This is a genomic window from Pseudomonas sp. RIT-PI-r (genome assembly GCF_001297015.1).
In the GTDB taxonomy this organism is placed as follows: Bacteria; Pseudomonadota; Gammaproteobacteria; order Pseudomonadales; family Pseudomonadaceae; genus Aquipseudomonas.
Genome location: NZ_LIGE01000022.1, coordinates 76,212 through 102,354 on the forward strand (window position 1 = coordinate 76,212; position 26,143 = coordinate 102,354).

Genomic DNA, 26,143 nt, shown 5'->3' on the forward strand with positions numbered 1-26,143 from the left:
ACTCGCCCCCTTGCTGACCCGACTCAATCCCTGTAGGAGCTGTCGAGTGCAACGAGGCTGCGATCTTTTGACCCTGTTTTTTAAGATCAAGATCAAAGGATCGCAGCGTGCCGCAGCTCCTACGGGAGCGATTCAGAATTGCAGCGATTGCCTGAGCTGTTGCGCCGCCGGGGAGTCAGTCGGGCTGACCATGGCGTAGTTGTACCCGCCACCCGACCAGTACTCGGCCTGCAAGTCGCCATCACTGCGGCTGCCACGCGGCAAAAAGGTGTTCTTCGGTCCCGGTGGGCGAACGTAAAAGCTCACCTTGTGCCCGCTGCCATCCTCATACATGACCATCGCCGCCGGGCCTTCGTCAGTGCTGAGCAGGCGTCCGCTGACCGGTTCAAACCCGGCCGCTTTCAGATCGGGCAAGCGACTGGCTTTGGTGAAGTAGCGGTCGAGCCAGCGCTGCATGTCACCGTCGCTGTCGACCTTGTAATCGGCCGGCAACATCTCTTGCTGGGCGATCAGCCGATACGCCTGCAACGCGTCGGTCATCGGTAACAGGGAAGGGCGCACCAAGGTCATCTCACGGGCCTGCCAGCCGCTGAAGCCGCCGACGCTCACCGCGATCAGCAGCACCGCCGCACTGGCCAGATGGCGACGAGCCTGGCGCTGACGACGCTGGCGGAGCATCAGCGGGTCAAGCGCCGGATTGGCCGGTAGCTGCAAGGCACCGCCAAGCGCCGCGCGCAATTGCTGGGCATCCTGCTGCCAGGCGCGTACTTGCGCAGCGTGTTCCGGATGACTGGCCAACCAGGTCTCCAGCACACGCCGGTCGGCGTCGCTGAGCTGGTGGTCGACGTAAGCGTGCAAATCACGCTCGCTGGGAGGCAGGCTGATCATTTGAGTATCCGCAAAGAAGGGCTGCTGATTTCGCCGTCGCTGAGTTGGCGCAAGGCCTGGCGGGCGCGGGACAGGCGCGACATCACGGTGCCGATCGGGGCGCCGAGAATCTCGGCGACCTCTTTATAAGTCAGGCCTTCCACCGCAACCATCAACAGCAGGGCGCGTTGTTCGGTCGGCAATCGGTCGAAGGCCTGCAGGGTCGACTGGGCAATCACGGTGCGTTCCACCGAAGGCTCGGCATCCTCGCGTCCGGTGAAAAACTCGAGCATCCGCGCATAGCGCCGCGAGCGCCGGTGGGCGTCGAGAAACTGCCGGTAGAGGATTGCGAACAGCCAGGCACGCAAGTCGCCGTCGGCGCGCTTGGCGCCCCAACTCGACAAGGCACGCTCCAGGCAGGCCTGCACCAGATCGTCGGCGCTGCTGCTGTTGCGCGTCAACGACACGGCAAAGCGGCGCAATCGCGGGATCAATTCACGTAGCTGTTGGTCTAGCTCGTTCATGGTGAGGTATTCATGCCGTAGTGCTGATGAAATGGAACATGCCTTGTGGCCCGAAACGCGGTGTTGGCTTGGAAGACGTCCCGGCGCGCCGATTATTCCATCCGCAGCAGTGAAAGTTTTTGTACCTCGCTTTGTAGGATAGTTCGCCGCGCTTTGTAGTCACTGTAATGGCGGCTGATTTCCCTTCTCAACCCTTTTGACTGACACGTCTGGCAGGCGGTGTAACCCCAAGCCACTGCGCCAGGCGTGACTGAACCATTGTCGGGATAAAAGGGAAGTCCAATGCAAACATTCGCGAGGAATAACCGTTGTGCATCAAGCACGTTGACGGCTTCGGTTGAATCAAAGTCATGGCCGCGTTTTGGATGCGGTCCGCTGCGCCAGCCTCAAGCGACTTTGATCCACCGCGCCATCGAAGCGCAGGCGATAGCCCGGCCTCAGGCTATCGCTGCGGAGTATCAGGGCCGCTCCATCACTTACCGCGAATTGAATCGCCAAGCCAATCGTCTCGCCGCAACCCTGCTGGAGCAAGGTGTAGTGGCGGACGATCATGTCGCGCTGTTTGTCGAACGCTCGATCCCGATGCTGGTGGGCATGCTGGCGGTGCTGAAAATCGGTGCCGCCTATATTCCGCAGCATGTGGGCGTTACCCCGGCGGCGCAGATGCGGCATATCCTTACGGTGGCCAACGTGCGCGTGGTACTGACGCTGGCGAAACTGGCACCGGCGCTGCCGCTGACGGCGGCACAACAGTGCATCCACCTTGACGCGTTCATCAGCGTCGACAGTGTCGCTGCAGATGACCGGAACATCGGCAGCGCAGCGTCATCGCCTGATTCGTTGTGTTTTGTGCTGTTCACGTCCGGCACCACTGGCCAGCCCAATGGTGTTCGCGTGACGCAACGCAACGTCTGCAACATTCTCCTGACCGCGCCCGGCAACCTCGGCATTCGTCCCGGGTTGAGGGTCGGACAGATCCTCAATATCGCCTTTGATATGTCGGCCTGGGAAGTGCTGGGGTGTCTGGCCCATGGGGCGACACTGTTGATCCGGGGCAAGGACATTGCCCAGACTGCCGAGCGCTGCGACGTGTTGATTGCGACGCCTTCGATTCTCGCCACCCTTGATCCGGCGCGCTGCACTCAACTGAAAGTGGTCGCGCTGGCGGGTGAGCCATGTCCGCAACCGTTGGCGGATCGCTGGTCGGCGTTTTGCACGTTCTATAACGCCTGCGGGCCGACCGAAACCACCATCGTCAATACCATGCAGCACTATCGGGGCGTCGGACCATTGACGATTGGCAAACCGACTCCCAACAACACGGTTTATGTATTGGATGAGGCGGGCCAGCTCTGCGCGCCGGGTGAGCCGGGCGAAATGTGGGCCGGCGGCAATTGCGTCACGGCCGGGTACTTGGGCAATCCCGAGTTGACCGCCGAGCGTTATCAACCCGATCCGTTTCTCGGACAGGGGCGCATGATGTTTCGCACCCGTGATCTTGCACGCTGGACAGTCGACGGTGAGCTTGAACACTTGGGCCGCATCGATGATCAGGTCAAGGTCAGAGGCTTTCGGGTCGAGCTCGACTCGGTCTCTGCAGCGTTGGAGTCAGCGCCCAATTGTGAGTGTGCGGTGACGCTCAAGCTCGACAGTCGCCATCTGGTGGCATTCGTCTATCCGCCCACCACGGATATCGATGTCGCGCGCAGCCTGTGCGCAGAGCGGCTTGCCTATTACTGCGTGCCGTCCCTGATTCTTGCCGTCGAGGCCATTCCGTTGACGTCGCGTGGCAAGGTCGACAAGCGGTTGTTGCTTGAGTGGGCAGTGGCGCATCAGGCGCAAGATGCTCGCACCGAACAGGCGGTCACGGCATGAGCAGGCTGGCTTCGAACCTGCAGATGCCGCCCAAGCGAGCACTTTGGCGGCGCCTGGGAGCGCTGCCGATATGCTCGCATTACAACCGTCTGGTGGTGTTGGTATTCACCGCCAACCTTGCCGCGCTGATGTACGGTTTGAACGTCGGTGAGTGGTGGACAAGCGCGGGCGTGAACTTGCCGACCCTGTCGGGGCTGGTGGTGGCGAACCTGTCGATGGCGATCCTGATTCGCCAGCAATACCTGATCAATCTGCTGTTCTGGCTGGCCACCCGGGCGCCCACCACCTGGCCGCTGGCGATTCGCCGGACGTTGGCCAAGGTCTACCATTTCGGCGGGCTGCACAGCGGTGGCGCGATGGCGGCGATTGCCTGGTTTGCGACATTGCTCGGATCAATGATCTGGCAGCGTTTTGCCGGGCCGGGAGGGGTTTCGCTGGCGCTGATCGGAGTGAGCTGCGGATTGTTCGGTTTGCTGCTGCTGGTTGCGATCATGGCGTTGCCGGGCATACGCGGGCGCTTTCACAACGCTTTCGAACGGACTCATCGTTTCGCCGGTTGGGCGGCGCTGTTGATGTTCTGGGCAATGACGCTGATGTTTGCCCAAGAGCAGAATCCTGCCTTGGCGCTGACAGACGTTCTGCTGCAATCGGTGTCCTTCTGGATGCTGCTGTTGCTGACGTTGAGCATCGCCTCGCCATGGCTGCGTTTGCGCAAAGTCCCGATCAGTGTGGTCAGGCCCTCCGCGCATGCGGTGGTCGCGCGTTTTTCCCATCACACACCGTTTGCCGGCTCCGCCACAGCGATCAGTCGTAATCCGCTGTGGGAATGGCACTCCTTTGCCAATATTCCTGCAACTGCAGAGAACGGTTTCCGGCTGATCATTTCAAGAGCGGGAGACTGGACGGGAGCATTCATCGAGCAGGCGCCGACCCACGTCTGGGTCAAGGGCATCAGCACGGCGGGCGTGGCGCGCATTGAAACGCTGTTCAAATCGGTGGTCTACGTCGCCACCGGCAGCGGAATCGGTCCGGTGTTGCCGCACCTGTTGGCCAAACAAGTGCCGATTCGCCTGATCTGGTCGACCCGCAGTCCGCAAACCACCTATGGCGATGCGCTGGTGGACGAAATTCTCGCGGCGCAACCGGACGCGCTGATCTGGGACACCGCGGTGTCGGGCAAACCCGATCTGGTCAAGTTGGCGTATGACGCCGTGCAGTCGTTCGGCGCAGAGGCAGTGATCTGCATTTCCAACCAGAGGCTGACGCAGCAGGTGGTTGAGGAAATGGAAGCTCGCGGTATTCCGGCCTACGGCGCCATCTGGGATTCCTGACACCACTGCGACGTTTTTCCCACAGATTTTTTATTCAAGGAGCGAGACCAACATGAACATTTTGATCGAACGATTGGGACGTGTGGCGCTGATCCGGCTTAACCGTCCACAGGCGCGCAATGCGCTGAATACGCAAATGATGACGGAGTTGCTGGAGACCCTGCGTGGGCTGGATAACGACCCGGGTGTAGGCTGTTTCCTGATCACCGGTACACACGAATACTTTGCTTCGGGCGCCGATATCAAAGAGATGTACGCCATGTCTTGCCTTGAGATGATCGAGCAAGATTACTTCGCCGGATGGGACGAGTTTGCCGCGTTCAGGACACCGAAAGTGGCTGCAGTGGCGGGGTTTGCCTTTGGCGGCGGTTGCGAGTTGGCGATGATGTGCGACGTGATTATCGCTGCCGAATCGGCGCGATTCGCCTTGCCGGAAATCACCCTCGGGGTGATGCCCGGGATGGGCGGCACCCAGCGCCTGACCCGATTGATCGGGCGCGCCAAGGCCATGGACATGATTTTGACCGGGCGCTCGATCTGCGCTCGGGAAGCCGAACAGGCCGGATTGGTTTCACGGGTGACCGCCACCGACGATTTGCTTGCGCAGGCGTTGGCGGTCGCGCAGCGTATCGGCGGATTTCCCCGCACGGCGACCCGCGCAGCCCGCGAGGCGGTGGATCGTGCGCTGGAGCCGGGGTTGCGCGAAGGCCTCCTGTTCGAACGTCGGGTGTTTCATGGCTTGTTCGCAACGCCCGGGCAAAAGGAGGGAATGCAGGCTTTTTTGCAAAAGCGTGAGCCGCGATTTCAGCCGATTTAATCTGCTCGACGCAGCGCCATACGCATCGTCCTGAAAGAAACTACAGTTCAAAGGGAATAATCCTACGAGGCGTGCGTCTCATAGCACCTTTCCCTACGGCCGATGGCCCTGGAGTCTTTCATGGTTGATCGCAGCTCACCGCCCACTTCACCGCCAGGCGGGCCAAAGCGCCCGCCTTTGAGCGCCGCGAGCCTGATCTTGCGTCTGAGCAGCATTGCCGTAGTCGTCGCTGCCGTCGCCGGGGCGTTTGCCTACGTGCACGGTAACTTCGACCCACAGCGTCTGACGCCGAAAGCGCTGGTCGATGTGCTGGAGAAAAACAACGGCGTACATCCCGGATTTCGTCGTAACCATGCCAAAGGTGTGTGCGTGATCGGCCATTTCGAGAGCAGTGGCGAGGCGCGGGTGTTTTCTTCCGCGCAAGTATTCAACGATCCGCGTACCCCGGTGGTCGGGCGTTTCGCGCTGCCGGCGGGCAACCCTTATGCGCCTGACAGTAGTGTGCCGATTCGCAGTCTGGCGTTGCGTTTCACTCAGGCCAACGGGCAGCAATGGCGCACCGGGATGAACAGCATGCCGGTGTTTCCGGTAGGCACGCCCGAGGCGTTCTACCAGTTGCAGCAGGCGCAGTCACCCGACCCGGCCACCGGCAAACCTGATCCATCGAAAGTCCCGGCGTTTTTCGCTTCACATCCCGAAGCTGTGCCGTTTCTGACCTGGGTGAAGACCGCCAAGCCGTCGGCCAGTTATGCCACTGAAACCTACAACAGCATCAACGCGTTTTATCTGGTGGACGCCAGCGGCAAGAAGCAGGCAGTGCGTTGGAGCATGACGCCCATGGCTGCAGATGCTGCGGGTGCCACCGCACCTGAAGGCGGCGATTTTCTCGAAAAGGATCTGGTGCAAAAGCTCGCCGCCGCACCGCTGCGCTTTCAGTTGAATATCACCCTGGCCAATCCCGACGACCCGGTCAACGATGCCAGTAAAACCTGGCCGGCCGGGCGCAAAGTGCTGAATGCCGGCACGCTGGTACTGGAGAAAACCCAGCCGCAACTCAGTGGTGAGTGCCGCGACATCAACTACGACCCATTGGTACTGCCCTCGGGGATTGAAGGTACTGACGATCCATTGCTTGCCGCGCGCTCTGCCGGTTACGCCGATTCCTACCTGCGTCGCACCAGCGAAGTCAGCCAGTTGCCCGCCGCCAAACAGGAGGCTCGTCCATGAGAACCCAACCGACTCATTTCGCCCTGTTGGCGCGCCTGCTGCATTGGCTGATGGCGGTGATGATTATCGCCATGCTGTTTATTGGCGCGGGTATGGTCACCTCGGTGTCGTCGCGGCATGAATGGTTGATTCATCTGCACAAACCGTTGGGCATTGCGATTCTGGCGCTGGTGATCGTGCGCCTGCTGGTGCGTTTGACCACCCGCCAGCCACCGCTGCCGGCGGATCTGCCGGGCTGGCAGGTGATGGCGGCCAAGGCTTCGCATCTGTTGTTGTATGCGTTGATGCTGGTGTTGCCGCTGCTTGGCTGGGCGATGATCAGTGCTTCGGGCGAGCCGGTCATGCTCAGCACCTCTGTGCAGTTACCGTCGATTGTGCCAGCGGATGCGCAACTGTTTGCGTTACTGCGCAAGGCCCATGGGTATTTGGCGTATCTGCTATTTCTGACGGTGTTGCTGCATCTGGCGGCGGCGTTGTTCCACGGCTGGGTGCGCCGTGACGAGGTGCTCGACAGCATGTTGCGCGGCCGCGATCGCCGTTAACCCGACTGGCTGGCGCATCGCGCAGGTGCGCCACTTTTCAGGGTCAGCCACCAATACCCCAATGCGACGGCGTTGATGCCTGCACCCAGCAGGCACACGCCAGCCCAGCCCGCCCAGGCGTACATGGCGGTTGAGGCAATTGAACCGCCAGCGCTACCAATCGAATAAAACAGCATGTAACCGGCGGTGAGGCGACTTTGCGCTTCGGGGCGCACGCTGTAGATCATGCTCTGACTGGTGACATGTACGGCTTGCAAGCCCAGATCCAGAGTGATCACGCCGAGCAGTAAGGCCCACAGCGAGGACCCGGTCAGAGCGATGGGCAGCCAGGACGCGAGCATCAGCAGCAGCGAAAGCCCGCTGACCCATTGACCGAGACCGCGATCGGCCAAGTGCCCGGCACGCGCGGCGGCCAGCGCACCGGCGGCACCCGCGAGGCCGAACAGACCGATTTCGCTGTGCGAAAGCGACAACGGCGGGGCGGACAGCGGCAACACCATTGGCGTCCACAGCACCATGGCGCTGGCGAATGTCAGCAGCGCGAGTATCGCGCGTTGGCGCAGCACCGCCTCCTGCCTGAACAGGCTGAATACCGAGGCAATCAACGCCACATATGTGGTGTCGGGCTGCGGCGGTTCATCCTTGGGCAATACACCGAACAGCAACAATGTCATCAGCAACGTCAGCCCGGCCGAGAGCAAATAGATCGCCTGCCAGCCGGCCAGATCAGCCATTGCGCCGGCGGCCGTGCGCGCCAGCAAGATGCCGACGACGATCCCGCTGGTCACCACGCCGCCTACGCGGCCCCGTTGCGCCGGGTCAGCCAGCGTTGCAGCGTAAGCCACCAGCACTTGCGTCACGACGGCGAGCAAGCCGGTCAGTGTCATGCCCAGTAACAGCCAGGCGCTGTTCGGCGCCCACGCGATCATCAGCAAAGCGACTACCGAGAGAAGGTTTTGCGTAACGATCAGCCACCGCCGGTTGAGCAGATCACCCAGCGGCACCAGCAGTACCAATCCAATGCCGTAACCCGTCTGCGTCAGGGTAATGACGATGCCGATGCTGGCCGGCGACATTGCAAAAGCTTCGGCCATGGCATCCAGCAGAGGCTGTGCGTAATAGACATTACCCACTGCCAGGCCACAAGCCACGGCGAAAAGCAGCACAACGCTGCTGTTTAACGATTTAAGTTGCATGCCCGACGTCCTGTATAGGTTTCAAAATAAAACCAGAGTTACGGTACGGGCTGAGGTTTTGATTTGCAACCGGATTGCGCGAGTCTTTGAATTCCACAAAGCAAAAGATCGCAGACTGGCTGCGATCTTTTGGTGTAGCGGGAGGAGGGATCAGCGCAGGGTATCGACCATGTCGGCGATGGTGGTCAGCACGTCCTTGCCCAGTTGTTTTGAACGTTTGCCAGACCAGCCGGTTTGTTTATCGGGATGGTCGTCGTGATCTTTGAATGGCATTTCCAGAGTCAGCGACAGACAGTCGTACTTTTGACCGACGCTGTTGCAGGCCAGAGTCATGTTGGCCTGGCCCGGTTCGTCGCGGGTGTAGCCGTGTTGGGTCTGGAAGTCTTTGGTGGTGTGTTTCAGGTGGCTGCGGAAATGCTCTTCGAGTTTCTCCAGACGTGGCGTGTAGCCTGGATTGCCTTCGCAACCGGCGGTGAATACGTGGGGGATTTCTTCGTCGCCGTGTATGTCGAGGAACAGATCGACGCCGTATTTTTCCATTTGCTGTTGTACGAAAAATACTTCGGGGCTGACCTCTTGACTGGCGTTCTGCCAGGCGCGGTTCAAATCCTGGCCCATCGCATTGGTGCGCAGGTGACCGTGGAAAGCGCCGTCGGGGTTCATGTTCGGCACCAGATACAGATCGGCACTGGCCAGGAGTTTGTCGAGCAACGGGTCGTCATGTTTTTCCAGACGTTCGATTACGCCTTCCATGAACCATTCGGCCATGTGCTCGCCCGGATGCTGTTGGGCGATGATCCATACTTTGCGCTGGCCCTCGGCACCGGTGCCTTTGCGCAGCAATTGTATATCGCGGCCCTCGATACTTTTACCGGTGGCCAGCAGTTCAGTGCCAGCCTTGCTCAGCGCCTGCTCGATCAGCCAGTCGTGACGGCCACGGCTGTAGGGTTCGAAATAGGCAAACCAGGCGTGGGTCTGGCTTGCTTCGAGACCAAAACGCAGGCAGTCGCCTTCGAAAATCGTCGGTACGCGGAACCAGTTGACGTGATCGTAGGAGGCCACGGCTTGATAGCCGGTCCAGGCTTTGTTGTAGGAAGACTGACTGGCGTTGTTGAGGCGAAACCAGTGTTCCTGGCCTACATGCAGACCGCTGGCTTTGAAGTGAAACCATTGGAAATGGGCGCTGCGGGTGTCGGGGCGAATGGCCAGAACCGGGTTGAGCGGGTTGCTGATATCGATGACTTGAATATTGCCGCTGTCGAAATTGGCGCTGATGTCGAACGAAGATTTGGCCACGGTCATAGTCGGTTCCTGAATATGATTTTTATGGCCGTTACTTTACACGCAGGAAGGGCTGAAACCGAGGGGAATTGCGGGGTGGTGCTGGGGGGCGTCCTCCATGACGCGAATGCAGCTTAGTGAGTGTGCGATTGATTCTCAAGTGCTATTTGTCATTAGTTTGCCCCAATGTGGCCGGGCTCGGCTTGCCAATCGATATTCTTTTGATATTATCCGCGCCATCGAATTCGCAGCACCTAAAGACTTCATTAGCCTGAAGCCACAAGCCCAAAAAAAGGGCAAAAAAAGACCCGGCAAAAAGCCGGGTCAAAAACCGTGATTAGCCTGATGAGGAGATAGTCCAGAAGACCGACCTAAGGTCTCTGGTCCATCGACTGATCTCGCGACCAGCTGCTTGCAATAATAATCATTATCATTTGCAAGTCAAATGTTTTTATCTGTGCGATGGGAGAATTCTTTCCCGTCCGTCCTGATCCGTCCTCAGATTTCATCGCCGTCGATCGAATGGTCGACCATCGCCCGCGCCATATCCACCATATGCACCACCGAAAAAGCCAGATCGCGACTTGCGCCCTGCAGGTTTTCTGCGGCCTTGCACGCGGTGGCGGCTGCGCAGCGCAACAAATCCGACGCGTGCACCAAGGCTTCTTCGCCGCTGACATGACGATTGACGTCGAAGAAACGCTCATCGACCTGAGGTTCTGAAACAGCTGGTTTCAAGTAATAGTCCAGCGCTCGCTGCGCCGCGGCATTGCCTTGGGGCGAGGTGAACGTGGTGTCCATTTGCAGGTCGGGCAAGTCTTTGCTGCTGATATCCATGATGAGAGGTCACTCCTTGTCACATTGAAAATCCGTGTTCGCAGCATAGTACGATACGTAGTTGTGACCAGAATTTAAATACTACAATATGTGTTTTGCTGGCCGAAGGCGGCCGAGTAAGGTGCCGCACATGGATAAATGGATTGAGTTGGTCAAGGCCAAGATGAGTGAGCTCAAAATCACTCAAACAGAGCTCGGAGAGCGCGTCGGCATGTCCCAGGGCGGGATCGGCCATTGGCTGAACAAACGTCGCGAACCCGGCATAACGGAAATGAACCGCGTATTGCATGCGCTGGGCATGGACTTCCTTGAAGTGGTGCTGGTGATTCGCGAGCCGCCACTGACGCCGGACGACGAGATGCCGCTGGCGCAGAAGTACAACCCGTACTTCCGCTACCCGGTCAGCGATTGGCACACGCCGTGCGAGGTACGCGAGAGCGGGCAGTCAGCCTACACTCCGGCAGCGGATAAACAGCGTTTTCAACTGACGGATTACCACTCCCGAGGCGCGGCGTTCTGGCTGACGGTCACGGGTAACTCGATGACCGCGCCGAGTGGCCAAAGCATTGCCGAAGGCATGCTGATTCTGGTCGATCCGGAGGTGGAGGCGGTGCCCGGCAAGCTGGTGATCGCCCAGTGGCAGGACAGCGAGGAAGCGATATTCCGCAAGCTCGACGAAGAGGGCGGCCAGCGTTATCTGGTGCCGCTCAATCCGACCTGGCCGAAAGCCCTGTTCACCGATGAGTGTCGAATCATCGGTGTTGTGGTTCAGGCAACGGCGCGTTACTAGTCAGATCGATCCGCGCCCGGCGTAGGATCGATCCTCACTTCACACAGCTTCCAATTCAACCAAAGCGCTGCCTTCGCCGACCATTTCGCCTTCCTGGCAATACAGCGCTTTGATCACTCCAGCGTGGGGCGCACGGATGCTGTGTTCCATCTTCATCGCTTCCAGCACCACCAGTTGCGCACCGGCCTCGACCGATTGGCCAGCCTCGACCAGCACCCGGACGATGCTGCCGTTCATCGGTGCAGTCAGGCCGCCCTGATGACTGTGACTGGCTTCGACGGCACTGATCGGGTCGTGCATGGTAATCCGGCGCAACTCGCCTTCCCATTGCAGGTACAGCGCATCGCCTTGGCGGATAGCGCGCAACGTGCGACGTACACCGTCGTGTTCAACGATGAGTTGCTCGTCGACCAGTTTGCCGTGGCCCGCGGCACTCAGCGTCAGCGCTCGATCCTGCCCCTCGCAACTCAAATGCAGCGTGACTTCCGGAGGCAGACCCGCGCGCAATCCGCTGTTCAGCGACCACGGCGAAGCAGGGTCATCCAGGCGCGCAAGTTGAGGCAGACTCTGTGCCACCGCTTGAGCCGCGGCTTCCCAGAACGCTTCGCTCAACGTGCCCGCTACAGGCAGCAACTGTTCCTGATAACGCGGAATAAACCCGGTATCCAGCTCCGCCGCAGCGAAAGCCGGGTGCGCGATGATCCGCCGCAAGAAGTTGATGTTGGTCTTCAAACCACCAATCGCGAATTCATCCAGCATGCTCAGCAAACGCAGGCGTGCCTGCTCACGATCCTCACCCCAGGCAATCAGCTTGCCGAGCATCGGGTCATAGAACGGTGAAATCTCATCGCCTTCTTCAACCCCGCTATCGACTCGACGCCCGGGTCCCGCAGCGGACTCGCGATACAAGTCCAAACGTCCGGTGGCCGGCAGGAAGTCATTCGATGGATCTTCGGCATACAAGCGCACTTCAATCGCATGGCCATTGAGCGGCACTTGCGTCTGAGTGATCGGCAGCGCTTCACCACGGGCCACGCGGATTTGCCAGGCCACCAGATCCAGACCAGTGATCGCCTCGGTCACAGGGTGCTCAACCTGTAGCCGCGTGTTCATTTCCATAAAGAAAAACTCGCCGCGCGCATCCAGCAAAAACTCCACTGTACCGGCGCCGACATAACCGATCGCCTGCGCCGAACGCACGGCGGCTTCGCCCATCGCGCGACGCAGCTCCCCGGACAAACCCGGTGCCGGAGCTTCTTCGACGACTTTCTGATGGCGTCGCTGAATCGAGCAATCACGCTCATTGAGGTACAGGCAGTTGCCATGCTGATCGGCGAACACCTGGATTTCCACGTGACGTGGTTTGAGCAGATACTTCTCCACCAGCATTCGTGAGTCGCCGAACGACGACAGCGCTTCCCGTTGCGCAGAGGCGAGGGCTTCGGCCAGTTGGCTGACCTCCTCGACCACTTTCATGCCTTTGCCACCGCCGCCGGCAGTTGCCTTGAGCAACACTGGATACCCGATGCGTTCGCAAGCAGCGCGGAAGGTATCCAGATCCTGCGCTTCGCCGTGATAACCCGGTACCAGCGGCACGCCGGCGGTTTCCATCAGCGCTTTGGCGGCGGACTTGCTGCCCATGGCATCGATGGCCGAGGCAGGTGGGCCGAGGAAAATCAGCCCGGCGGCTTCGATGGCGCGAGCGAATCCGGCGTTTTCCGACAGAAAACCGTAACCCGGATGAATCGCCTGCGCGCCGCTGGCCTTGGCCGCGGCGATCAATTTGTCGATTTGCAGATAACTCTCGGCGGCTTTGCTGCCGCCCAGGTCAACACGTATATCCGCTTCACGGCTGTGCCGCGCTTCGCGGTCAGTGGCACTGTGTACGGCGACGGTGGTCAGGCCCAGCGCTTTGGCGGTGCGCATCACGCGGCAAGCGATTTCGCCACGGTTGGCCACCAGCAGGGTGGTGAGAACAGGTGCGCTCATCAACGCGGCTCCTTGGTGGTGGTTGCGGCTTGCCAGTTCGGCGAACGTTTTTGCAGAAAGGCGCGCAAGCCTTCCTGGCCCTCAGGGCTGACGCGAATGCGGGCGATGGCATTTTCGGTGTAGCGACGCAGCGCCGGGGTCAGTGCGCCGTTGCCGACTTCACGCAACAAGTCTTTGCTGGCGCGCATGGCGGCAGGGCTGTTGAGCAGCAAATTGTTGATCCATTGTTCGACTTGCTCATCCAGTTCGGCAGCCGGATAGCTGTCGGACAACAACCCAATTTCCCGCGCCCGCTGACCGCCAAAACGTTCAGCGGTCAGCGCATAACGCCGCGCTGCACGCTCGCCAATGGCTTGCACCACGAACGGGCTGATCACCGCGGGCGCCAGACCTATACGCACTTCCGACAGGCAGAACTGCGCGTCATCGGCGCCAATCGCCATGTCGCAGCAACTGATCAGCCCCAACGCGCCACCGAACGCCGCGCCTTGCACCACGGCCACCGTGGGGATTTTCAGCTTGGCGAGGTTGTACATCAGTTCGGCCAGCTCGCGGGCGTCGTCGAGATTGGTGTGGTAATCGAGTTCGGCTGATTGCTGCATCCACGCCAGATCAGCGCCGGCGCTGAAATGCTTGCCACGGCCGCGCACCAGCAGGAAACGCAGGCTGGCGTCACTGGCAACCTTGTCGAGGGCGAGGATCAGTTCACGGATCATCTCGGCGTTGAACGCGTTGTTTTTTTCCGCGCGGTTTAGCCACAGCGTCGCGAAACCGCGTGGGTCGCTGTGCAGTTCGAGGGTGTTGAAATCGCTCATATTCATCCGTCTCCACGGTTCCTGTGGGAGCGAGCCTGCTCGCGAAAGCGATGTATCAGTCGACGTATCCGCTATCTGACAAACCGTATTCGCGAGCAGGCTCGCTCCCACAAAAAATCACATCCGGAACACGCCGAAGCGGCTCGGTTCGATTGGCGCGTTCAACGACGCGGACAAGGCCAGGGCCAGCACATCGCGGGTCTGCGCCGGGTCGATGACGCCGTCGTCCCACAGCCGTGCGCTGGAATAGTAGGGGTGACCCTGCTCTTCGTATTGGTCGAGGATCGGCTGCTTGATCCCGGTTTCCTGCGCGGCACTAAAGGTCTGGCCGCTGCGCTCAGCCTGTTCGCGCTTGACCTGCACCAACACACCAGCGGCCTGCTCGGCGCCCATAACGCCGATCCGCGCGTTCGGCCACATCCACAGAAAACGCGGATCGTAAGCGCGACCGCACATGCCGTAGTTACCCGCGCCAAAGCTGCCGCCGATGATCACGGTGAATTTTGGCACCTTGGCGCAAGCCACCGCCGTTACGAGTTTCGCGCCGTGCTTGGCGATGCCTCCGGCTTCGTATTTCTGCCCGACCATGAAGCCGGTAATGTTCTGCAGAAACAGCAGCGGAATGCCGCGTTGGCAAGCCAGCTCGATGAAGTGCGCGCCTTTCTGCGCGGCTTCGGCGAAGAGGATGCCGTTGTTCGCCAGAATCGCGATCGGGTAACCGTGAAGATGCGCGAAACCGCAGACCAGTGTGGTGCCGAACAGCGCTTTGAATTCATCGAAAACCGAAGCGTCGACCAGTCGCGCAATCACTTCGCGCACGTCGAACGGCTGCTTGGCATCGGCGGAAACCACGCCGTACAACTCGTCGCTGCTGTACAGCGGCGCAATCGGCGTGCGCTGCTGCACTTCGCCGAGCTTGCGCCAGTTGAGGTTGGCAACGCTGCGGCGGGCGAGGGCGAGGGCGTGTTCGTCGCTCTCGGCGTAATGGTCGGCGACCCCGGAAATCTTGCAGTGCACATCGGCACCGCCCAACTCTTCGGCGCTGACCACTTCACCGGTCGCGGCTTTCACCAGTGGCGGGCCGGCGAGGAAAATCGTTGCCTGATTGCGCACCATGATCGCTTCGTCGGCCATCGCCGGCACATAAGCGCCGCCCGCCGTGCACGAGCCCATGACCACAGCGATCTGCGGAATACCCATTGCGCTCATGTTGGCCTGATTGAAGAAGATCCGCCCGAAGTGTTCGCGATCCGGAAACACTTCGTCCTGACGCGGCAGGTTGGCGCCACCGGAGTCCACCAGATAAATGCACGGCAGACGATTCTGCTGCGCGATGGTTTGTGCGCGCAGGTGTTTCTTCACGGTCAGCGGATAGTACGAGCCGCCCTTAACCGTCGCGTCGTTGGCGACGATCATGCATTCGACGCCTTCGACCCGACCGATCCCGGCGATCACACCGGCGGCCGGCACGTCTTCGCCGTAAACCGCGTGGGCGGCCAATTGACTGATTTCCAGAAACGGCGAACCCGGATCGAGCAAGCGGTTGATGCGTTCGCGCGGCAGCAGTTTGCCGCGCGAGGTATGGCGTTCCTGGGCTTTAGCGCCGCCACCCTGCGCCACTTGGGCGAGCAGAGTGTGCAGGGCGTCGACCTGTTTGAGCATCGCCGCGCTGTTGGCGGCGAATTCTGCTGAACGGGGATTGAGCTGAGTGTGCAAGGTAGCCATGGCCAGCTCCGTTTAGCGGGTTTCGTTGAACAGTTCGCGACCGATCAGCATGCGACGGATCTCACTGGTACCGGCACCGATTTCGTACAGCTTGGCGTCACGCAGCAGACGGCCCGCCGGGAATTCGTTGATGTAACCGTTACCGCCGAGAATCTGGATCGCGTCGAGGGCCATTTGCGTGGCGCGTTCGGCGGTGTAGAGGATTACCCCGGCGGCATCTTTACGGGTGGTTTCGCCACGCTCGCAAGCCTGGGCAACCGCATAGAGATAGGCGCGGCTGGCGTTGAGTTGGGTGTACATGTCGGCGACTTTGCCCTGGATCAGCTGGAATTCACCGATGCTCTGGCCGAACTGTTTGCGGTCGTGGATGTACGGCACGATCAGGTCCATGCATGACTGCATGATCCCGGTCGGGCCACCGGAGAGAACCACTCGCTCGTAATCGAGGCCGCTCATCAGTACTTTGACGCCGCCGTTGAGCACGCCGAGGATGTTTTCTTCCGGCACTTCAACGTCATCGAAGAACAGTTCGCAGGTGTTGGAACCGCGCATGCCGAGCTTGTCGAACTTGTTGCTGCGGCTGAAGCCTTTCCAGTCGCGCTCGACGATGAAGGCGGTGATGCCGTGCGGGCCTTTTTCCAGATCGGTCTTGGCGTAGATCACGTAAGTGTTGGCGTCAGGGCCGTTGGTGATCCAGGTTTTGCTGCCGTTGAGGACGAAACGGTCGCCGCGCTTGTCGGCGCGCAGCTTCATCGACACCACGTCGGAACCGGCGTTGGGTTCGCTCATCGCCAGTGCGCCGACGTGCTCGCCACTGATCAGTTTCGGCAGGTATTTGCTTTTCTGTTCGTGGTTGCCGTTGCGGTTGATCTGGTTGACGCAGAGGTTGGAGTGCGCGCCGTAGGACAAAGCCACCGAGGCCGAGCCACGGCTGATTTCTTCCATCGCCACCACGTGCGCCAAGTAACCCAGACCCGCGCCGCCGTACTCTTCCGGCACGGTGATGCCGAGCAGGCCCATGTCACCGAATTTGCGCCACATGTCGGCGGGGAACAGGTTGTCGCTGTCGATCTGCGCCGCGCGCGGGGCGATCTCCTTGGCGACAAAGGACTGAACCTGATCGCGCAGCATGTCGATGGTTTCACCGAGGGCGAAGTTCAGGGATGGGTAGCTCATGGGTCACCTTTTGGCTTTTTTGTAGGGTGGGGAGAGCGGTCACTAGCTCTCACCTTTACGTTAACGTAAGCCTGTGACGGATGGCTGTCAATCGCCCTTTACGTTAACGTCAACTTGAGCGAGAGTAGGGGCAGTTCAAGATTGAAAGCTGATTAGTTTTTGTAGGAGTGAGCCTGCTCGCGATCGCGTTGTGTCAGTCGACGTAAATGTTGACTGATGGATCGAGATCGCGAGCAGGCTCACTCCAACAAGTGACCGTCGGCAACCCATAAATAAAGACAATAGGGGTCGTCATGGATCAACCCAGTGCAAACCCGCAGCGCAGCTATACCCGTGGCTCTCAGGACAAAGCCTTGCTGGCGATGACCATCGGGCAGAAGTTCGATCAGACCGTTGCGCGATACCCCAACGGTGAAGCGCTCGTCGTGCGCCATCAGCAACTGCGCTATTCCTGGCGACAACTGGCCGACGCGGTGGACCTGCATGCCAAAGCGCTGCTCGCCCTGGGTTTGCAGGCCGGCGATCGCCTTGGTATCTGGGCTCCAAACTGTGCACAGTGGTGCATCACCCAATTCGCCACAGCGAAAATCGGCGTGATCCTGGTCAACGTCAACCCGGCCTACCGCAGCTCCGAACTGGAATACGTGCTGAAACAATCCGGCTGCCAATGGCTGGTCTGCGCCGGGGCGTTCAAATCCTCCAACTACCACGGCATGTTGCAGGGCCTGGTGCCGGAACTGACCGAACAATCCATCGGCCAACTGCGCAGCGAGCGTCTACCGGACTTGCGTGGAGTGATCAGCCTCGACGCACAACCCCCTTCAGGCTTTCTGCCGTGGTCGCAACTCGCGGATATGGCCGCGAGCATCTCCCCACAACAACTCAGCGAACGCAGCGACAGCCTGCACTTCGATCAACCGGTAAACATCCAGTACACCTCCGGCACCACCGGTTTCCCCAAGGGCGCGACCCTCAGCCACTACAACATCCTCAACAACGGTTACATGGTCGGCGAGAGCATTGGCCTGACCCCGCTCGATCGGCTGGTGATCCCGGTGCCGCTGTACCACTGCTTCGGCATGGTCATGGGCAACCTCGGCTGCATCACCCACGGCAGCACGATGATTTACCCCAACGACGCGTTCGACCCGTTGTTGACCCTGCAAACCGTCGCCGAAGAAAAAGCCACCGGCCTCTACGGCGTGCCGACCATGTTCATCGCCATGCTCGACCAGCCGCAACGCGGCGAATTCGAGCTGTCGAGCCTGCGCACCGGAATCATGGCCGGCGCCACGTGCCCGATCGAAGTCATGCGTCGAGTCATCAGCGAAATGCACATGAGCGAAGTGCAGATCGCCTACGGCATGACTGAAACCAGCCCGGTGTCACTGCAAACCGGGCCGAACGACGAACTGGAATTGCGCGTCACCACCGTCGGCCGCACGCAGCCGCAACTGGAAAGCAAGATCATCGACGAGGCCGGCAACCTCGTGCCGCGCGGCACCATCGGCGAACTGTGCACCCGTGGTTACAGCGTGATGCTCGGTTACTGGAACAATCCGCAAGCCACGGCCGAAGCCATCGATGAGGCAGGCTGGATGCACACCGGCGACCTGGCGAGCATGAACGAGGAGGGTTACGTCAACATTGCCGGGCGTAACAAGGACATGATCATTCGCGGCGGCGAAAACATTTACCCGCGTGAGCTGGAAGAGTTTTTCTTCACCCATCCGGCGGTGGCGGATGTGCAGGTGATCGGCATTCCATGCTCGCGTTACGGTGAGGAGATTGTTGCCTGGATCAAATTTCACCCCGGCCACAACGCTTCCGAACTGGAACTGCAAACCTGGTGCAAGGAGCGCATCGCGCACTTCAAGACGCCACGGCACTTCAAGTTCGTTGAAGAGTTTCCGATGACGGTGACGGGCAAGATTCAGAAATTCAGGATGCGCGAGATCAGTATCGAAGAGCTACGCGAAAAGCAGGCCTGACACGAACCCCCTGTAGGAGTGAGCCTGCTCGCGATAGCGGTTTACCAGTCAATATTTTCATCGACTGACACAACGCTATCGCGAGCAGGCTCACTCCTACAAGGGATACGCAGTGAAAACACAAATCACAGAAAGCACAAAGGGGAGCCGAGGCTCCCCTTTAATTTTGTCGTCGCGTGCTCTTTTTTTATTATTGAGGGTCGGTCTGTTGTTGTTTTTGGCAACCGTGGCCCTTTACCGCTGTTTTTGGCGACCCCCATCCGGGGTCAAGAGCAAACGTATTTTTTTGAGCGCTGATCTGCTTTCTCGTTAAACGATCCAACCGATTCGGGGGCTACCTGACGGTAGTTTTATTGTTCTCTGCCCGGTTGCGGGTCACTCCTGAGAGCACCCTGAAAAGCACACCTTCTCCAAAAAAATCTGTTAGCTGCGTCTCTGCCGTGTTGTTTTTGTTATGTCAGAGTCGTTACGTCTTATTTTTATTGGTTTGCTGCTTTTTATTCTTGTTATGTCATAGAGATAGCAGAAGCCGTGCCAACTTTTAAAAAACCTTATAAAACAAAGGCTTGAGAATTTCAGCGAATTTTCACTCCAGCGAAACCAGACAATTTGTTTCCGTGTTACTCGCTTGAACCCCACATTCCCGACACAGCGGTAACACCTTTCCCCCTCACTGTGCGCTTCGAGCCTTGGCCACGCGCGAACCGCTCGGGCGACCGAGCACTGCGCTGATCTGCTGACCCGCGGCAATCAAGGCGTCCAGGTCGATTCCGGTTTCGATACCGAGGCCATTGAGCAGGTACACAACGTCTTCGGTGGCAACGTTACCGCTCGCGCCTTTGGCGTACGGACAGCCGCCGAGGCCCGCGATAGAGCTGTCGAACACCGAAATGCCTTCGAGCAGGCTGGCGTAGATGTTGGCCATGGCCTGGCCGTAAGTGTCGTGGAAATGCCCGGCGAGTTTCTCCCGTGGCACTTGCGCTGATACCACTTCAAACAAGCGGCGAGTCGCGCCAGCCGTGCCGGTGCCGATGGTGTCGCCCAGCGATACTTCGTAGCAGCCCATCGCGTATAGCTCACGCGCGACCACCGCCACTTGCTCCGGCGCCACCGTGCCTTCGTACGGGCAACCGAGCACACAGGACACGTAACCGCGCACGGTAACGCCGTGTTGTTTCGCCGCGTCCATGATCGGCGCAAAGCGCGCCAGGCTTTCGCTGATCGAGCAGTTGATGTTGCGCTGCGAGAACGCTTCGGACGCAGCGGCGAACACCGCGACTTCCTTGACCCCGGCGGCGATGGCGTCTTCGAACCCGCGCAGGTTCGGTGCCAGTGCGCCGTAGGTCACGCCGGGTTTGCGCTGGATCTGCGCGAACACCTCGGCAGAACCGGCCATCTGCGGCACCCATTTGGGCGAAACGAAACTGCCGACCTCGATATAGCCAAGGCCGGCGGCGCTGAGGGCATCGACCAGTTGCACCTTGTCGGCAACGCTGATCGGCTGGGCTTCGTTCTGCAGGCCATCGCGCGGGCCGACTTCGATCAGACGTACTTGGGAGGGGAGGGACATGGCGGTTGACCTGCTCTTTTGAATTTGTGGAGAACCCTTGTAGGAGTGAGCCTGCTCGCGATAGCGGTGTGTCAGATAATATTTGTTCGACTGATACACCGCTATCGCGAGCAGGCTCACTCCTACAGGGGATGTGTGTTGTTTGTCAGATCGCCTGCTGGCTTTTGAGGGTTTGCTCCAGCGCCTGCACGCAGCGCTCTTCAGCCGTATCGAGTTCCAGCTTCATCTGTTCGATATCGAGCAACTGCTGCTCAAGCTGTTCGCGGCGTTCGCTGATTTTCGCCAGCATGCTGTTGAGCTGTTTGGTGTTACCGCTGGACGGATCGTAGAGCTCGATCAGTTCGCGGCATTCGGCCAGGGAGAAACCGATGCGTTTGCCGCGCAGGATCAGCTTCAGGCTGACCTTGTCGCGCGGCGAATAGATGCGTTCCTGGCCGCGGCGCTCAGGGCTGAGCAGGCCTTGCTCTTCATAAAAGCGGATCGCCCGGGTGGTGATGTCCAGCTCGCGGGCGAGGTCGGAAATGCTGTAGGTCTGACTGCTCATGGAAGCGCTCGGAAAAAGGACTTGGCGCTAAGCTAATGGCAGGTTGACGTTTACGTCAAGTGGGATGGTTTGTGTTGTATTTGATGGCCCCTTCGCGAGCAGGCTCGCTCCTACAGGGAACGCATTCCACATGTAGGAGTGAGCCTGCTCGCGATAGCAGCGCCGCGGTTCAAAGCCCTACACCTTATCGAGCTTCTTCTCCTGCGCCGTCACCTGCTGGCACAACTCGATCATCTGCTCGCGCATCCAGCGATTCGCCGGGTCCTGGTCAGTGCTTTCATGCCAATACAGGTGCGTCTCCACCGGCGGCACATCATTGACTGGCAGATTGAACGCCTGCAGTTCATGGCGACGGGCGAAGCGCTCCGGCACGGTCATGACCATGTCGGTCTGCTGCATCACCTGCGACGCCATCAAGTAATGCTGCGAACGCAGGGCAATCTTGCGCTGAATGCCCATTTTACCCAGCGCCAGATCGACATAGCCCAGACCACTGCGGCGGCTTGAAATATGGATATGCGTCAGCGACAGATAATCATCCAGCGACAGTTTTTCCTTGCCCGCCATCGGATGACCCTTGCGCATTGCGCAGACGTAACGGTCTTCCATCAGCTTGACGTGACGCACCTGCGGGTCGGTGTTGAGCGGCGCATCCACGGCGAAATCCAGACGCCCGGCGGCCAGCTCTTTGGTGGTCTCGCGGCGCTTGGACAGAAAACTTTCAATGATGACGGTCGGCGCCAGGCGGCGCAGGCGCTGAAACAGCGGCGGCAGAATCACCGCTTCGGTGAGGTCAGTCATACTGATGCGGTAAGTCTTGACCGCTTGCGCCGGGTTGAATATGCGACTTTCCTGAACCGACACGCGCAGCAACGACAGAGCGTTGCGCACCGGGCCGATGATGTTCTGCGCCATCGGCGTCGGCACCATGCCCTGCGCGGTGCGCACGAACAGCGGATCGTTAAAGGTCTCGCGCAACCGTGCCAATGCGTTGGATACCGCTGGCTGAGTGATGCCGACAATCTGCCCGGCGCGGGTCAGGTTGGCTTCGGTATAGATCGCGTCGAAGACGATGAAAAGGTTGAGGTCGACCTTACTCAGATTCATAACGCGGCTTCTCTTGTTATTTAGGGCGGTGTTTTAGGGGCTGGCAATCAGCCGATCATATATCGGTGATGAATGTTTATACACGCCGAGAATAGGCTAGGTAAATTATCAACGCTGTTCTAGCATCGATTGCATGACTGAAACAACCTCTGCCAAAGAACTGCCTTAACCATCGGGAGCTGCTCATGGATTTCGCTTATTCGCCCAAGGTGCAAGAACTGCGTGAGCGCGTGACAGCGTTCATGGACACATACGTTTACCCGGCCGAAGCCGTGTTCGAGCGCCAGGTCTCCGAAGGCGATCGCTGGCAGCCGACGGCGATCATGGAAGAGCTCAAAGCCCGTGCCAAAGCCGAAGGCCTGTGGAATCTGTTCCTGCCGGAATCGGAACTCGGTGCCGGTCTGAGCAACCTCGAATACGCGCCACTGGCGGAAATCATGGGCCGCTCCTTGCTCGGGCCTGAGCCGTTCAACTGCTCGGCACCGGACACCGGCAACATGGAAGTGCTGGTGCGCTACGCCAACGAAGAACAGAAACAGCGCTGGCTCGAACCGCTGCTGCGCGGCGAGATTCGTTCGGCGTTCGCCATGACCGAACCGGACGTCGCCTCGTCCGACGCCACCAACATGGCCGCGCGCGCTGTACGTGATGGCGACGAGTGGGTGATCAACGGTAAAAAATGGTGGACCTCCGGCGCCTGCGACCCGCGCTGCAAGATCCTCATCTTCATGGGCCTGAGCAATCCCGATGCACCGCGTCATGCGCAGCACTCGATGATCCTTGTGCCAGTCGACACCCCCGGCGTGAAGATTGTCCGTCCGTTGCCGGTGTTCGGTTACGACGATGCGCCACACGGCCACGCTGAAGTGCTGTTCGACAACGTGCGCGTGCCGTACGAAAACGTCCTGCTCGGTGAAGGACGCGGTTTCGAAATCGCCCAGGGTCGTCTTGGCCCAGGCCGAATTCACCACTGCATGCGTTCGATCGGCATGGCCGAACGTGCCCTGGAATTGATGTGCAAGCGCTCGGTGAGCCGCACTGCCTTTGGCAAACCGCTGGCGCGTCTGGGCGGTAACGTCGACAAGATCGCCGACTCGCGGATGGAAATCGACATGGCGCGCCTGCTGACATTGAAAGCGGCGTACATGATGGACACCGTCGGTAACAAAGTGGCGAAAAGCGAAATCGCGCAGATCAAGGTTGTGGCGCCAAACGTCGCGCTGCGCGTGATCGACCGGGCGATCCAGATGCATGGCGGGGCAGGGGTGTCGAACGATTTCCCGCTGGCTTATATGTATGCGATGCAACGGACATTGCGTCTGGCCGATGGCCCGGACGAAGTACACCGCGCGGCGATCGGCAAGTTCGAGATCGGCAAGTATGTGCCGAAGGAAATGCTGCGTAGCGAGCGCTGATCTGGCACCGCGTTATCGTTCATCGCTGGCAAGCCAGCTCCCACAGGGATCTCCAGTGAACACAAATTTTGTGAACACCAGAGAAACCTGTGGGAGCTGGCTTGCCAGCGATGACGTAAGCCGGTTCAACACAACAACATCAGGCTCAATACACCCAAACCTCAACCCGGCGATTCTTGATCCGCCCCTCATCCGCATTGTTCGCCGCCACCGGCATCAACGCGCCAAACCCGCGAACCTCGCGCAACACCACGCCGTTCTTCACCAACTCCCGCCGCACCGCCATCGCCCGCAGCTTCGACAGCAGATCCGCCCGCGCGGGGTCATCCTTGGCATCACCAAACCCGACCAGTGTCACCGCACGCTCGCTTTTGTCATGCCTCTTTATATAGTCGATCACCCGCGCCAGATCCTGACGCGCCTTGTTGTCGAGGTTCGCGCTGCCTTCTTCAAAACGGAAATTCACTGTCAGACGCTGGGCGTGACGGCTGAGGGATTGATAACCCTCGGGCATCAGCGCATTCGGCGCCACGCTCATGGCGTGCACGGTCTGGCTGATAAAACCGTTGGCGGCGACGATTGCCTGACCCTGACGACTTTGCGCAAATGTCACCAAGGCCTGTGTCCAGGGATTTTTGCTGTTGGGTGGCAGATAGAAGAACAAGCGCCGCGACAGTGGATAGTCTTCTGTGGCGATCAGGCTGTTCTGCGGCAACATTGATTGCGACGCGCCATCGGCGATGGCCACGGCTTTGGCCTGACGCACGTAAGGCAAACCGATGAAACCGATGCCCTGCGGATCCGTGCTGACGGCGTCGGACAATTGCTCGCTGGACTCAAACCTTTTCGCGTTGCTGCTCAGACTTTTCCCGCGACGACTGAGGACCAGTTCTTTAAACGTGTCGTAGGTGCCGGATTGATCATCGCGCGCATATAAATGAATCGAACCGCCGCGCCCACCGAGGTCTTCCCAGCTTTTCACTTCGCCGGCAAAGATCCGCGCCAGTTGCTCAGTGTCCAGTTGCTGCAGCGGATTATTGGGATGCAGGATGATCGCCAGGCCATCGATGGCGATGACTTGTTCGGCGGCAGGGCTTTTCAGATCGCCGAGCGATTGCAAAGTCTGCAACTCGCTGTCTTTGATCTCGCGGGAAGACGCAGCCAGATCGGCGCTGGCGTTTTTCAATGCGGCAAAACCGGTGCTGGAGCCATGGGCGGCGACTTCGATGACCACGCGTTTACCTTGCGCGGTCTGGCCGACAATGCGCTGTTCGTTGGCGTTGTCCGGGGTTTCGCGGTGGATTTTCAGCAGGCCTTGCTCCTGCAGCAAACCTTCAACCAGCGCCGGGCCGAGTTCGGCGCCGATGGTGTTGGAGCCTTGAATGCGCAACGCCGGGCCGTCGTCCGGCACCGGCAAAACGGCGGCAGACACCGTCAGCCATGCGCTCAGCAGAAAAACGAACAGAACACGCAGGGTCATGCCGGCACCGAATCAAGCCAAGGGGATTGCCGGGGAGATTAAGTCAGGCGCGTGACCGAAAGATGACAACCAACCAATGTAGGAGTGAGCCTGCTCGCGATAGCGGTGGATCAGTCAATATCTAAGTTGATTGATCCACCGCTATCGCGAGCAGGCTCACTCCTACAGGGATTGCGTAAGGCTTGGGATCAGCTTAGTTCAAGCCAGATCGGCGCATGATCGGACGGTTTTTCCATCCCGCGCAGTTCGTAGTCCACGCCCGCTGCCTTCACCCGTGGCAACAAACCATGGGACGCCAGAATCACATCGATGCGCAGCCCACGCTTCGGCTCATCTTCAAAGCCTCGGCTGCGGTAGTCGAACCAGCTGAACATGTCGGTCACGTCCGGATTCAGGTGACGATAACTGTCGGTCAGACCCCAGTTCTTCAAGCGCGCCATCCACTCGCGTTCTTCCGGCAGGAAGCTGCATTTGCCGGTTTTCAGCCAGCGCTTCATGTTGTCCGGGCCGATGCCGATGTCGCAGTCTTCCGGGGAAATGTTCACATCGCCCATCACCACCAGCGGCTGTTCGTTGTGGAACTGGCTTTCCAGCAGCGCTTGCAGATCGCTGTAGAAACGCTGCTTGGCCGGGAATTTGGTCGGATGGTCGCGGCTTTCACCCTGGGGGAAATAGCCGTTCATGATGGTCACCGGCACGCCATTGGCGTCGGCGAAGGTGCCCCAGATAAAGCGGCGCTGGGCGTCTTCTTCGTCGGTGGCGAAACCTTTATGGATGGCGATCGGCTCCTTGCGCGAGAGCATCGCCACGCCGTAATGGCCTTTCTGGCCATGGAAATAAACGTGGTAGCCGAGGGCGCGGACTTCTTCGAGCGGAAACTGGTCGTCGTGGACCTTGGTTTCCTGCAGGCCGATGACGTCCGGCTGGTGTTTTTCGATCAGCGCTGCCAGCTGATGCGGACGGGCGCGCAGTCCGTTGATGTTGAAGGAAACGATCTTCATGGTCGGCAGTCCTGGCAAAAGGGCGATGCTAGCTGACAGGGGG

General features: G+C 59.6%; 23 protein-coding genes. 9 read left to right on the forward strand and 14 right to left on the reverse strand.

Annotated features, from left to right (window positions below):
- Positions 1-132: 132 nt before the first annotated feature.
- A complete protein-coding gene (locus AK821_RS08490; protein WP_064389255.1) occupies positions 133-888 on the reverse strand; it encodes an anti-sigma factor family protein in 756 nt (251 codons plus the stop codon).
- Positions 885-1,391: a sigma-70 family RNA polymerase sigma factor gene (locus AK821_RS08495; protein ID WP_064389256.1), complete on the reverse strand. Its 507-nt coding sequence runs from the start codon at positions 1,389-1,391 to the stop codon at positions 885-887. The genes AK821_RS08490 and AK821_RS08495 overlap by 4 nt, the downstream gene beginning before the upstream one ends.
- Before the next feature lie 282 nt (positions 1,392-1,673).
- On the opposite strand from AK821_RS08495, the gene AK821_RS08500 reads away from it, so the two are divergent.
- From AK821_RS08500 to AK821_RS08520, 5 genes are all read left to right on the forward strand, one after another.
- On the forward strand, positions 1,674-3,266 hold the full coding sequence (locus AK821_RS08500) for an amino acid adenylation domain-containing protein (RefSeq protein WP_064389257.1): 1,593 nt from the start codon (positions 1,674-1,676) through the stop codon (positions 3,264-3,266).
- Positions 3,263-4,597, forward strand: coding sequence for a hypothetical protein (locus tag AK821_RS08505; RefSeq protein WP_064389258.1), 1,335 nt, complete (start codon positions 3,263-3,265; stop codon positions 4,595-4,597). Before AK821_RS08500 ends, AK821_RS08505 begins: the two co-directional genes overlap by 4 nt.
- A gap of 52 nt (positions 4,598-4,649) precedes the next feature.
- Positions 4,650-5,414 carry an enoyl-CoA hydratase-related protein gene (locus tag AK821_RS08510; RefSeq protein ID WP_064389259.1) on the forward strand — a complete coding sequence of 255 codons (765 nt, stop codon included), beginning with the start codon at positions 4,650-4,652 and terminating at the stop codon, positions 5,412-5,414.
- Positions 5,415-5,534: 120 nt separating this feature from the next.
- Complete coding sequence (locus AK821_RS08515; protein ID WP_064389260.1) at positions 5,535-6,641, forward strand: catalase family peroxidase; 1,107 nt, start codon at positions 5,535-5,537, stop codon at positions 6,639-6,641.
- Positions 6,638-7,183, forward strand: a complete 546-nt coding sequence (locus AK821_RS08520; RefSeq protein WP_064389261.1) for a cytochrome b — start codon at positions 6,638-6,640, stop codon at positions 7,181-7,183. Before AK821_RS08515 ends, AK821_RS08520 begins: the two co-directional genes overlap by 4 nt.
- Here AK821_RS08520 and AK821_RS08525 read toward each other — a convergent pair.
- Both AK821_RS08525 and AK821_RS08530 read right to left on the reverse strand, forming a co-directional pair.
- On the reverse strand, positions 7,180-8,379 hold the full coding sequence (locus AK821_RS08525; RefSeq protein ID WP_064389262.1) for an MFS transporter: 1,200 nt from the start codon (positions 8,377-8,379) through the stop codon (positions 7,180-7,182). The genes AK821_RS08520 and AK821_RS08525 overlap by 4 nt on opposite strands.
- Before the next feature lie 150 nt (positions 8,380-8,529).
- The gene (locus AK821_RS08530; protein ID WP_064389263.1) at positions 8,530-9,681 is read right to left on the reverse strand and encodes a M14 family metallopeptidase; all 1,152 of its coding nucleotides are present in this window, start codon (positions 9,679-9,681) and stop codon (positions 8,530-8,532) included.
- A 97-nt stretch (positions 9,682-9,778) separates the two neighbouring features.
- Between AK821_RS08530 and AK821_RS30860 the strand changes: the two genes are divergently transcribed.
- Complete coding sequence (locus tag AK821_RS30860) at positions 9,779-9,997, forward strand: hypothetical protein (protein ID WP_162531852.1); 219 nt, start codon at positions 9,779-9,781, stop codon at positions 9,995-9,997.
- A gap of 161 nt (positions 9,998-10,158) precedes the next feature.
- Here AK821_RS30860 and AK821_RS08535 read toward each other — a convergent pair whose 3' ends face one another.
- Positions 10,159-10,497, reverse strand: a complete 339-nt coding sequence (locus AK821_RS08535) for a DUF6124 family protein (RefSeq protein ID WP_064389264.1) — start codon at positions 10,495-10,497, stop codon at positions 10,159-10,161.
- A 130-nt stretch (positions 10,498-10,627) separates the two neighbouring features.
- Between AK821_RS08535 and AK821_RS08540 the strand changes: the two genes are divergently transcribed.
- The gene (locus AK821_RS08540; RefSeq protein ID WP_064389265.1) at positions 10,628-11,287 is read left to right on the forward strand and encodes a LexA family protein; all 660 of its coding nucleotides are present in this window, start codon (positions 10,628-10,630) and stop codon (positions 11,285-11,287) included.
- Positions 11,288-11,326: 39 nt separating this feature from the next.
- Here the strand turns inward: AK821_RS08540 and AK821_RS08545 are convergent, their stop codons facing one another.
- From AK821_RS08545 to AK821_RS08560, 4 genes are all read right to left on the reverse strand, one after another.
- Complete coding sequence (locus AK821_RS08545) at positions 11,327-13,276, reverse strand: acetyl/propionyl/methylcrotonyl-CoA carboxylase subunit alpha (protein ID WP_064389266.1); 1,950 nt, start codon at positions 13,274-13,276, stop codon at positions 11,327-11,329.
- Positions 13,276-14,091 carry a gamma-carboxygeranoyl-CoA hydratase gene (locus AK821_RS08550; RefSeq protein WP_064389267.1) on the reverse strand — a complete coding sequence of 272 codons (816 nt, stop codon included), beginning with the start codon at positions 14,089-14,091 and terminating at the stop codon, positions 13,276-13,278. Before AK821_RS08550 ends, AK821_RS08545 begins: the two co-directional genes overlap by 1 nt.
- Positions 14,092-14,208: 117 nt before the next feature.
- Complete coding sequence (locus AK821_RS08555) at positions 14,209-15,816, reverse strand: carboxyl transferase domain-containing protein (RefSeq protein WP_064389268.1); 1,608 nt, start codon at positions 15,814-15,816, stop codon at positions 14,209-14,211.
- Between the two features lie 12 nt (positions 15,817-15,828).
- Complete coding sequence (locus tag AK821_RS08560; RefSeq protein ID WP_007917237.1) at positions 15,829-16,992, reverse strand: isovaleryl-CoA dehydrogenase; 1,164 nt, start codon at positions 16,990-16,992, stop codon at positions 15,829-15,831.
- Between the two features lie 293 nt (positions 16,993-17,285).
- Here AK821_RS08560 and AK821_RS08565 point away from each other — a divergent pair, with 293 nt between their 5' ends.
- Positions 17,286-18,983: an AMP-binding protein gene (locus tag AK821_RS08565; protein ID WP_064389269.1), complete on the forward strand. Its 1,698-nt coding sequence runs from the start codon at positions 17,286-17,288 to the stop codon at positions 18,981-18,983.
- Positions 18,984-19,653: 670 nt separating this feature from the next.
- Here AK821_RS08565 and AK821_RS08570 read toward each other — a convergent pair.
- The 3 genes from AK821_RS08570 to AK821_RS08580 all read right to left on the reverse strand — a co-directional run bounded on the left by AK821_RS08570 (position 19,654) and on the right by AK821_RS08580 (position 22,204).
- Positions 19,654-20,553 (reverse strand): hydroxymethylglutaryl-CoA lyase, encoded by a 900-nt coding sequence (locus AK821_RS08570; RefSeq protein ID WP_064389270.1) that lies wholly within the window; start codon positions 20,551-20,553, stop codon positions 19,654-19,656.
- A 145-nt stretch (positions 20,554-20,698) separates the two neighbouring features.
- Entirely contained in the window at positions 20,699-21,097 is a 399-nt protein-coding gene (locus tag AK821_RS08575) for a MerR family transcriptional regulator (RefSeq protein ID WP_042559912.1), read from the reverse strand.
- A gap of 177 nt (positions 21,098-21,274) precedes the next feature.
- Complete coding sequence (locus AK821_RS08580; RefSeq protein WP_016986544.1) at positions 21,275-22,204, reverse strand: LysR family transcriptional regulator; 930 nt, start codon at positions 22,202-22,204, stop codon at positions 21,275-21,277.
- A 185-nt stretch (positions 22,205-22,389) separates the two neighbouring features.
- Here AK821_RS08580 and AK821_RS08585 point away from each other — a divergent pair, with 185 nt between their 5' ends.
- Positions 22,390-23,619, forward strand: a complete 1,230-nt coding sequence (locus AK821_RS08585; RefSeq protein ID WP_064389271.1) for an acyl-CoA dehydrogenase — start codon at positions 22,390-22,392, stop codon at positions 23,617-23,619.
- Between the two features lie 145 nt (positions 23,620-23,764).
- Here AK821_RS08585 and AK821_RS08590 read toward each other — a convergent pair whose 3' ends face one another.
- Together AK821_RS08590 and xthA are read right to left on the reverse strand one after the other, a co-directional pair.
- Positions 23,765-25,099: a substrate-binding domain-containing protein gene (locus AK821_RS08590; protein WP_064389272.1), complete on the reverse strand. Its 1,335-nt coding sequence runs from the start codon at positions 25,097-25,099 to the stop codon at positions 23,765-23,767.
- Positions 25,100-25,287: 188 nt separating this feature from the next.
- Positions 25,288-26,100, reverse strand: a complete 813-nt coding sequence (xthA, locus tag AK821_RS08595) for an exodeoxyribonuclease III (protein WP_064389273.1) — start codon at positions 26,098-26,100, stop codon at positions 25,288-25,290.
- Between the last annotated feature and the right edge of the window lie 43 nt (positions 26,101-26,143).

What these genes read in the sequence shown, in the direction of transcription:
- AK821_RS08490 (WP_064389255.1), bottom strand. Translation starts at nt 888, where the DNA reads ATGATCAGCCTGCCTCCCAGCGAGCGTGATTTGCACGCTTACGTCGAC.
- AK821_RS08495 (WP_064389256.1), bottom strand. Translation starts at nt 1,391, where the DNA reads ATGAACGAGCTAGACCAACAGCTACGTGAATTGATCCCGCGATTGCGC.
- AK821_RS08500 (WP_064389257.1), top strand. Translation starts at nt 1,674, where the DNA reads ATGCAAACATTCGCGAGGAATAACCGTTGTGCATCAAGCACGTTGACG.
- AK821_RS08505 (WP_064389258.1), top strand. Translation starts at nt 3,263, where the DNA reads ATGAGCAGGCTGGCTTCGAACCTGCAGATGCCGCCCAAGCGAGCACTT.
- AK821_RS08510 (WP_064389259.1), top strand. Translation starts at nt 4,650, where the DNA reads ATGAACATTTTGATCGAACGATTGGGACGTGTGGCGCTGATCCGGCTT.
- AK821_RS08515 (WP_064389260.1), top strand. Translation starts at nt 5,535, where the DNA reads ATGGTTGATCGCAGCTCACCGCCCACTTCACCGCCAGGCGGGCCAAAG.
- AK821_RS08520 (WP_064389261.1), top strand. Translation starts at nt 6,638, where the DNA reads ATGAGAACCCAACCGACTCATTTCGCCCTGTTGGCGCGCCTGCTGCAT.
- AK821_RS08525 (WP_064389262.1), bottom strand. Translation starts at nt 8,379, where the DNA reads ATGCAACTTAAATCGTTAAACAGCAGCGTTGTGCTGCTTTTCGCCGTG.
- AK821_RS08530 (WP_064389263.1), bottom strand. Translation starts at nt 9,681, where the DNA reads ATGACCGTGGCCAAATCTTCGTTCGACATCAGCGCCAATTTCGACAGC.
- AK821_RS30860 (WP_162531852.1), top strand. Translation starts at nt 9,779, where the DNA reads ATGACGCGAATGCAGCTTAGTGAGTGTGCGATTGATTCTCAAGTGCTA.
- AK821_RS08535 (WP_064389264.1), bottom strand. Translation starts at nt 10,497, where the DNA reads ATGGATATCAGCAGCAAAGACTTGCCCGACCTGCAAATGGACACCACG.
- AK821_RS08540 (WP_064389265.1), top strand. Translation starts at nt 10,628, where the DNA reads ATGGATAAATGGATTGAGTTGGTCAAGGCCAAGATGAGTGAGCTCAAA.
- AK821_RS08545 (WP_064389266.1), bottom strand. Translation starts at nt 13,276, where the DNA reads ATGAGCGCACCTGTTCTCACCACCCTGCTGGTGGCCAACCGTGGCGAA.
- AK821_RS08550 (WP_064389267.1), bottom strand. Translation starts at nt 14,091, where the DNA reads ATGAGCGATTTCAACACCCTCGAACTGCACAGCGACCCACGCGGTTTC.
- AK821_RS08555 (WP_064389268.1), bottom strand. Translation starts at nt 15,816, where the DNA reads ATGGCTACCTTGCACACTCAGCTCAATCCCCGTTCAGCAGAATTCGCC.
- AK821_RS08560 (WP_007917237.1), bottom strand. Translation starts at nt 16,992, where the DNA reads ATGAGCTACCCATCCCTGAACTTCGCCCTCGGTGAAACCATCGACATG.
- AK821_RS08565 (WP_064389269.1), top strand. Translation starts at nt 17,286, where the DNA reads ATGGATCAACCCAGTGCAAACCCGCAGCGCAGCTATACCCGTGGCTCT.
- AK821_RS08570 (WP_064389270.1), bottom strand. Translation starts at nt 20,553, where the DNA reads ATGTCCCTCCCCTCCCAAGTACGTCTGATCGAAGTCGGCCCGCGCGAT.
- AK821_RS08575 (WP_042559912.1), bottom strand. Translation starts at nt 21,097, where the DNA reads ATGAGCAGTCAGACCTACAGCATTTCCGACCTCGCCCGCGAGCTGGAC.
- AK821_RS08580 (WP_016986544.1), bottom strand. Translation starts at nt 22,204, where the DNA reads ATGAATCTGAGTAAGGTCGACCTCAACCTTTTCATCGTCTTCGACGCG.
- AK821_RS08585 (WP_064389271.1), top strand. Translation starts at nt 22,390, where the DNA reads ATGGATTTCGCTTATTCGCCCAAGGTGCAAGAACTGCGTGAGCGCGTG.
- AK821_RS08590 (WP_064389272.1), bottom strand. Translation starts at nt 25,099, where the DNA reads ATGACCCTGCGTGTTCTGTTCGTTTTTCTGCTGAGCGCATGGCTGACG.
- xthA (WP_064389273.1), bottom strand. Translation starts at nt 26,100, where the DNA reads ATGAAGATCGTTTCCTTCAACATCAACGGACTGCGCGCCCGTCCGCAT.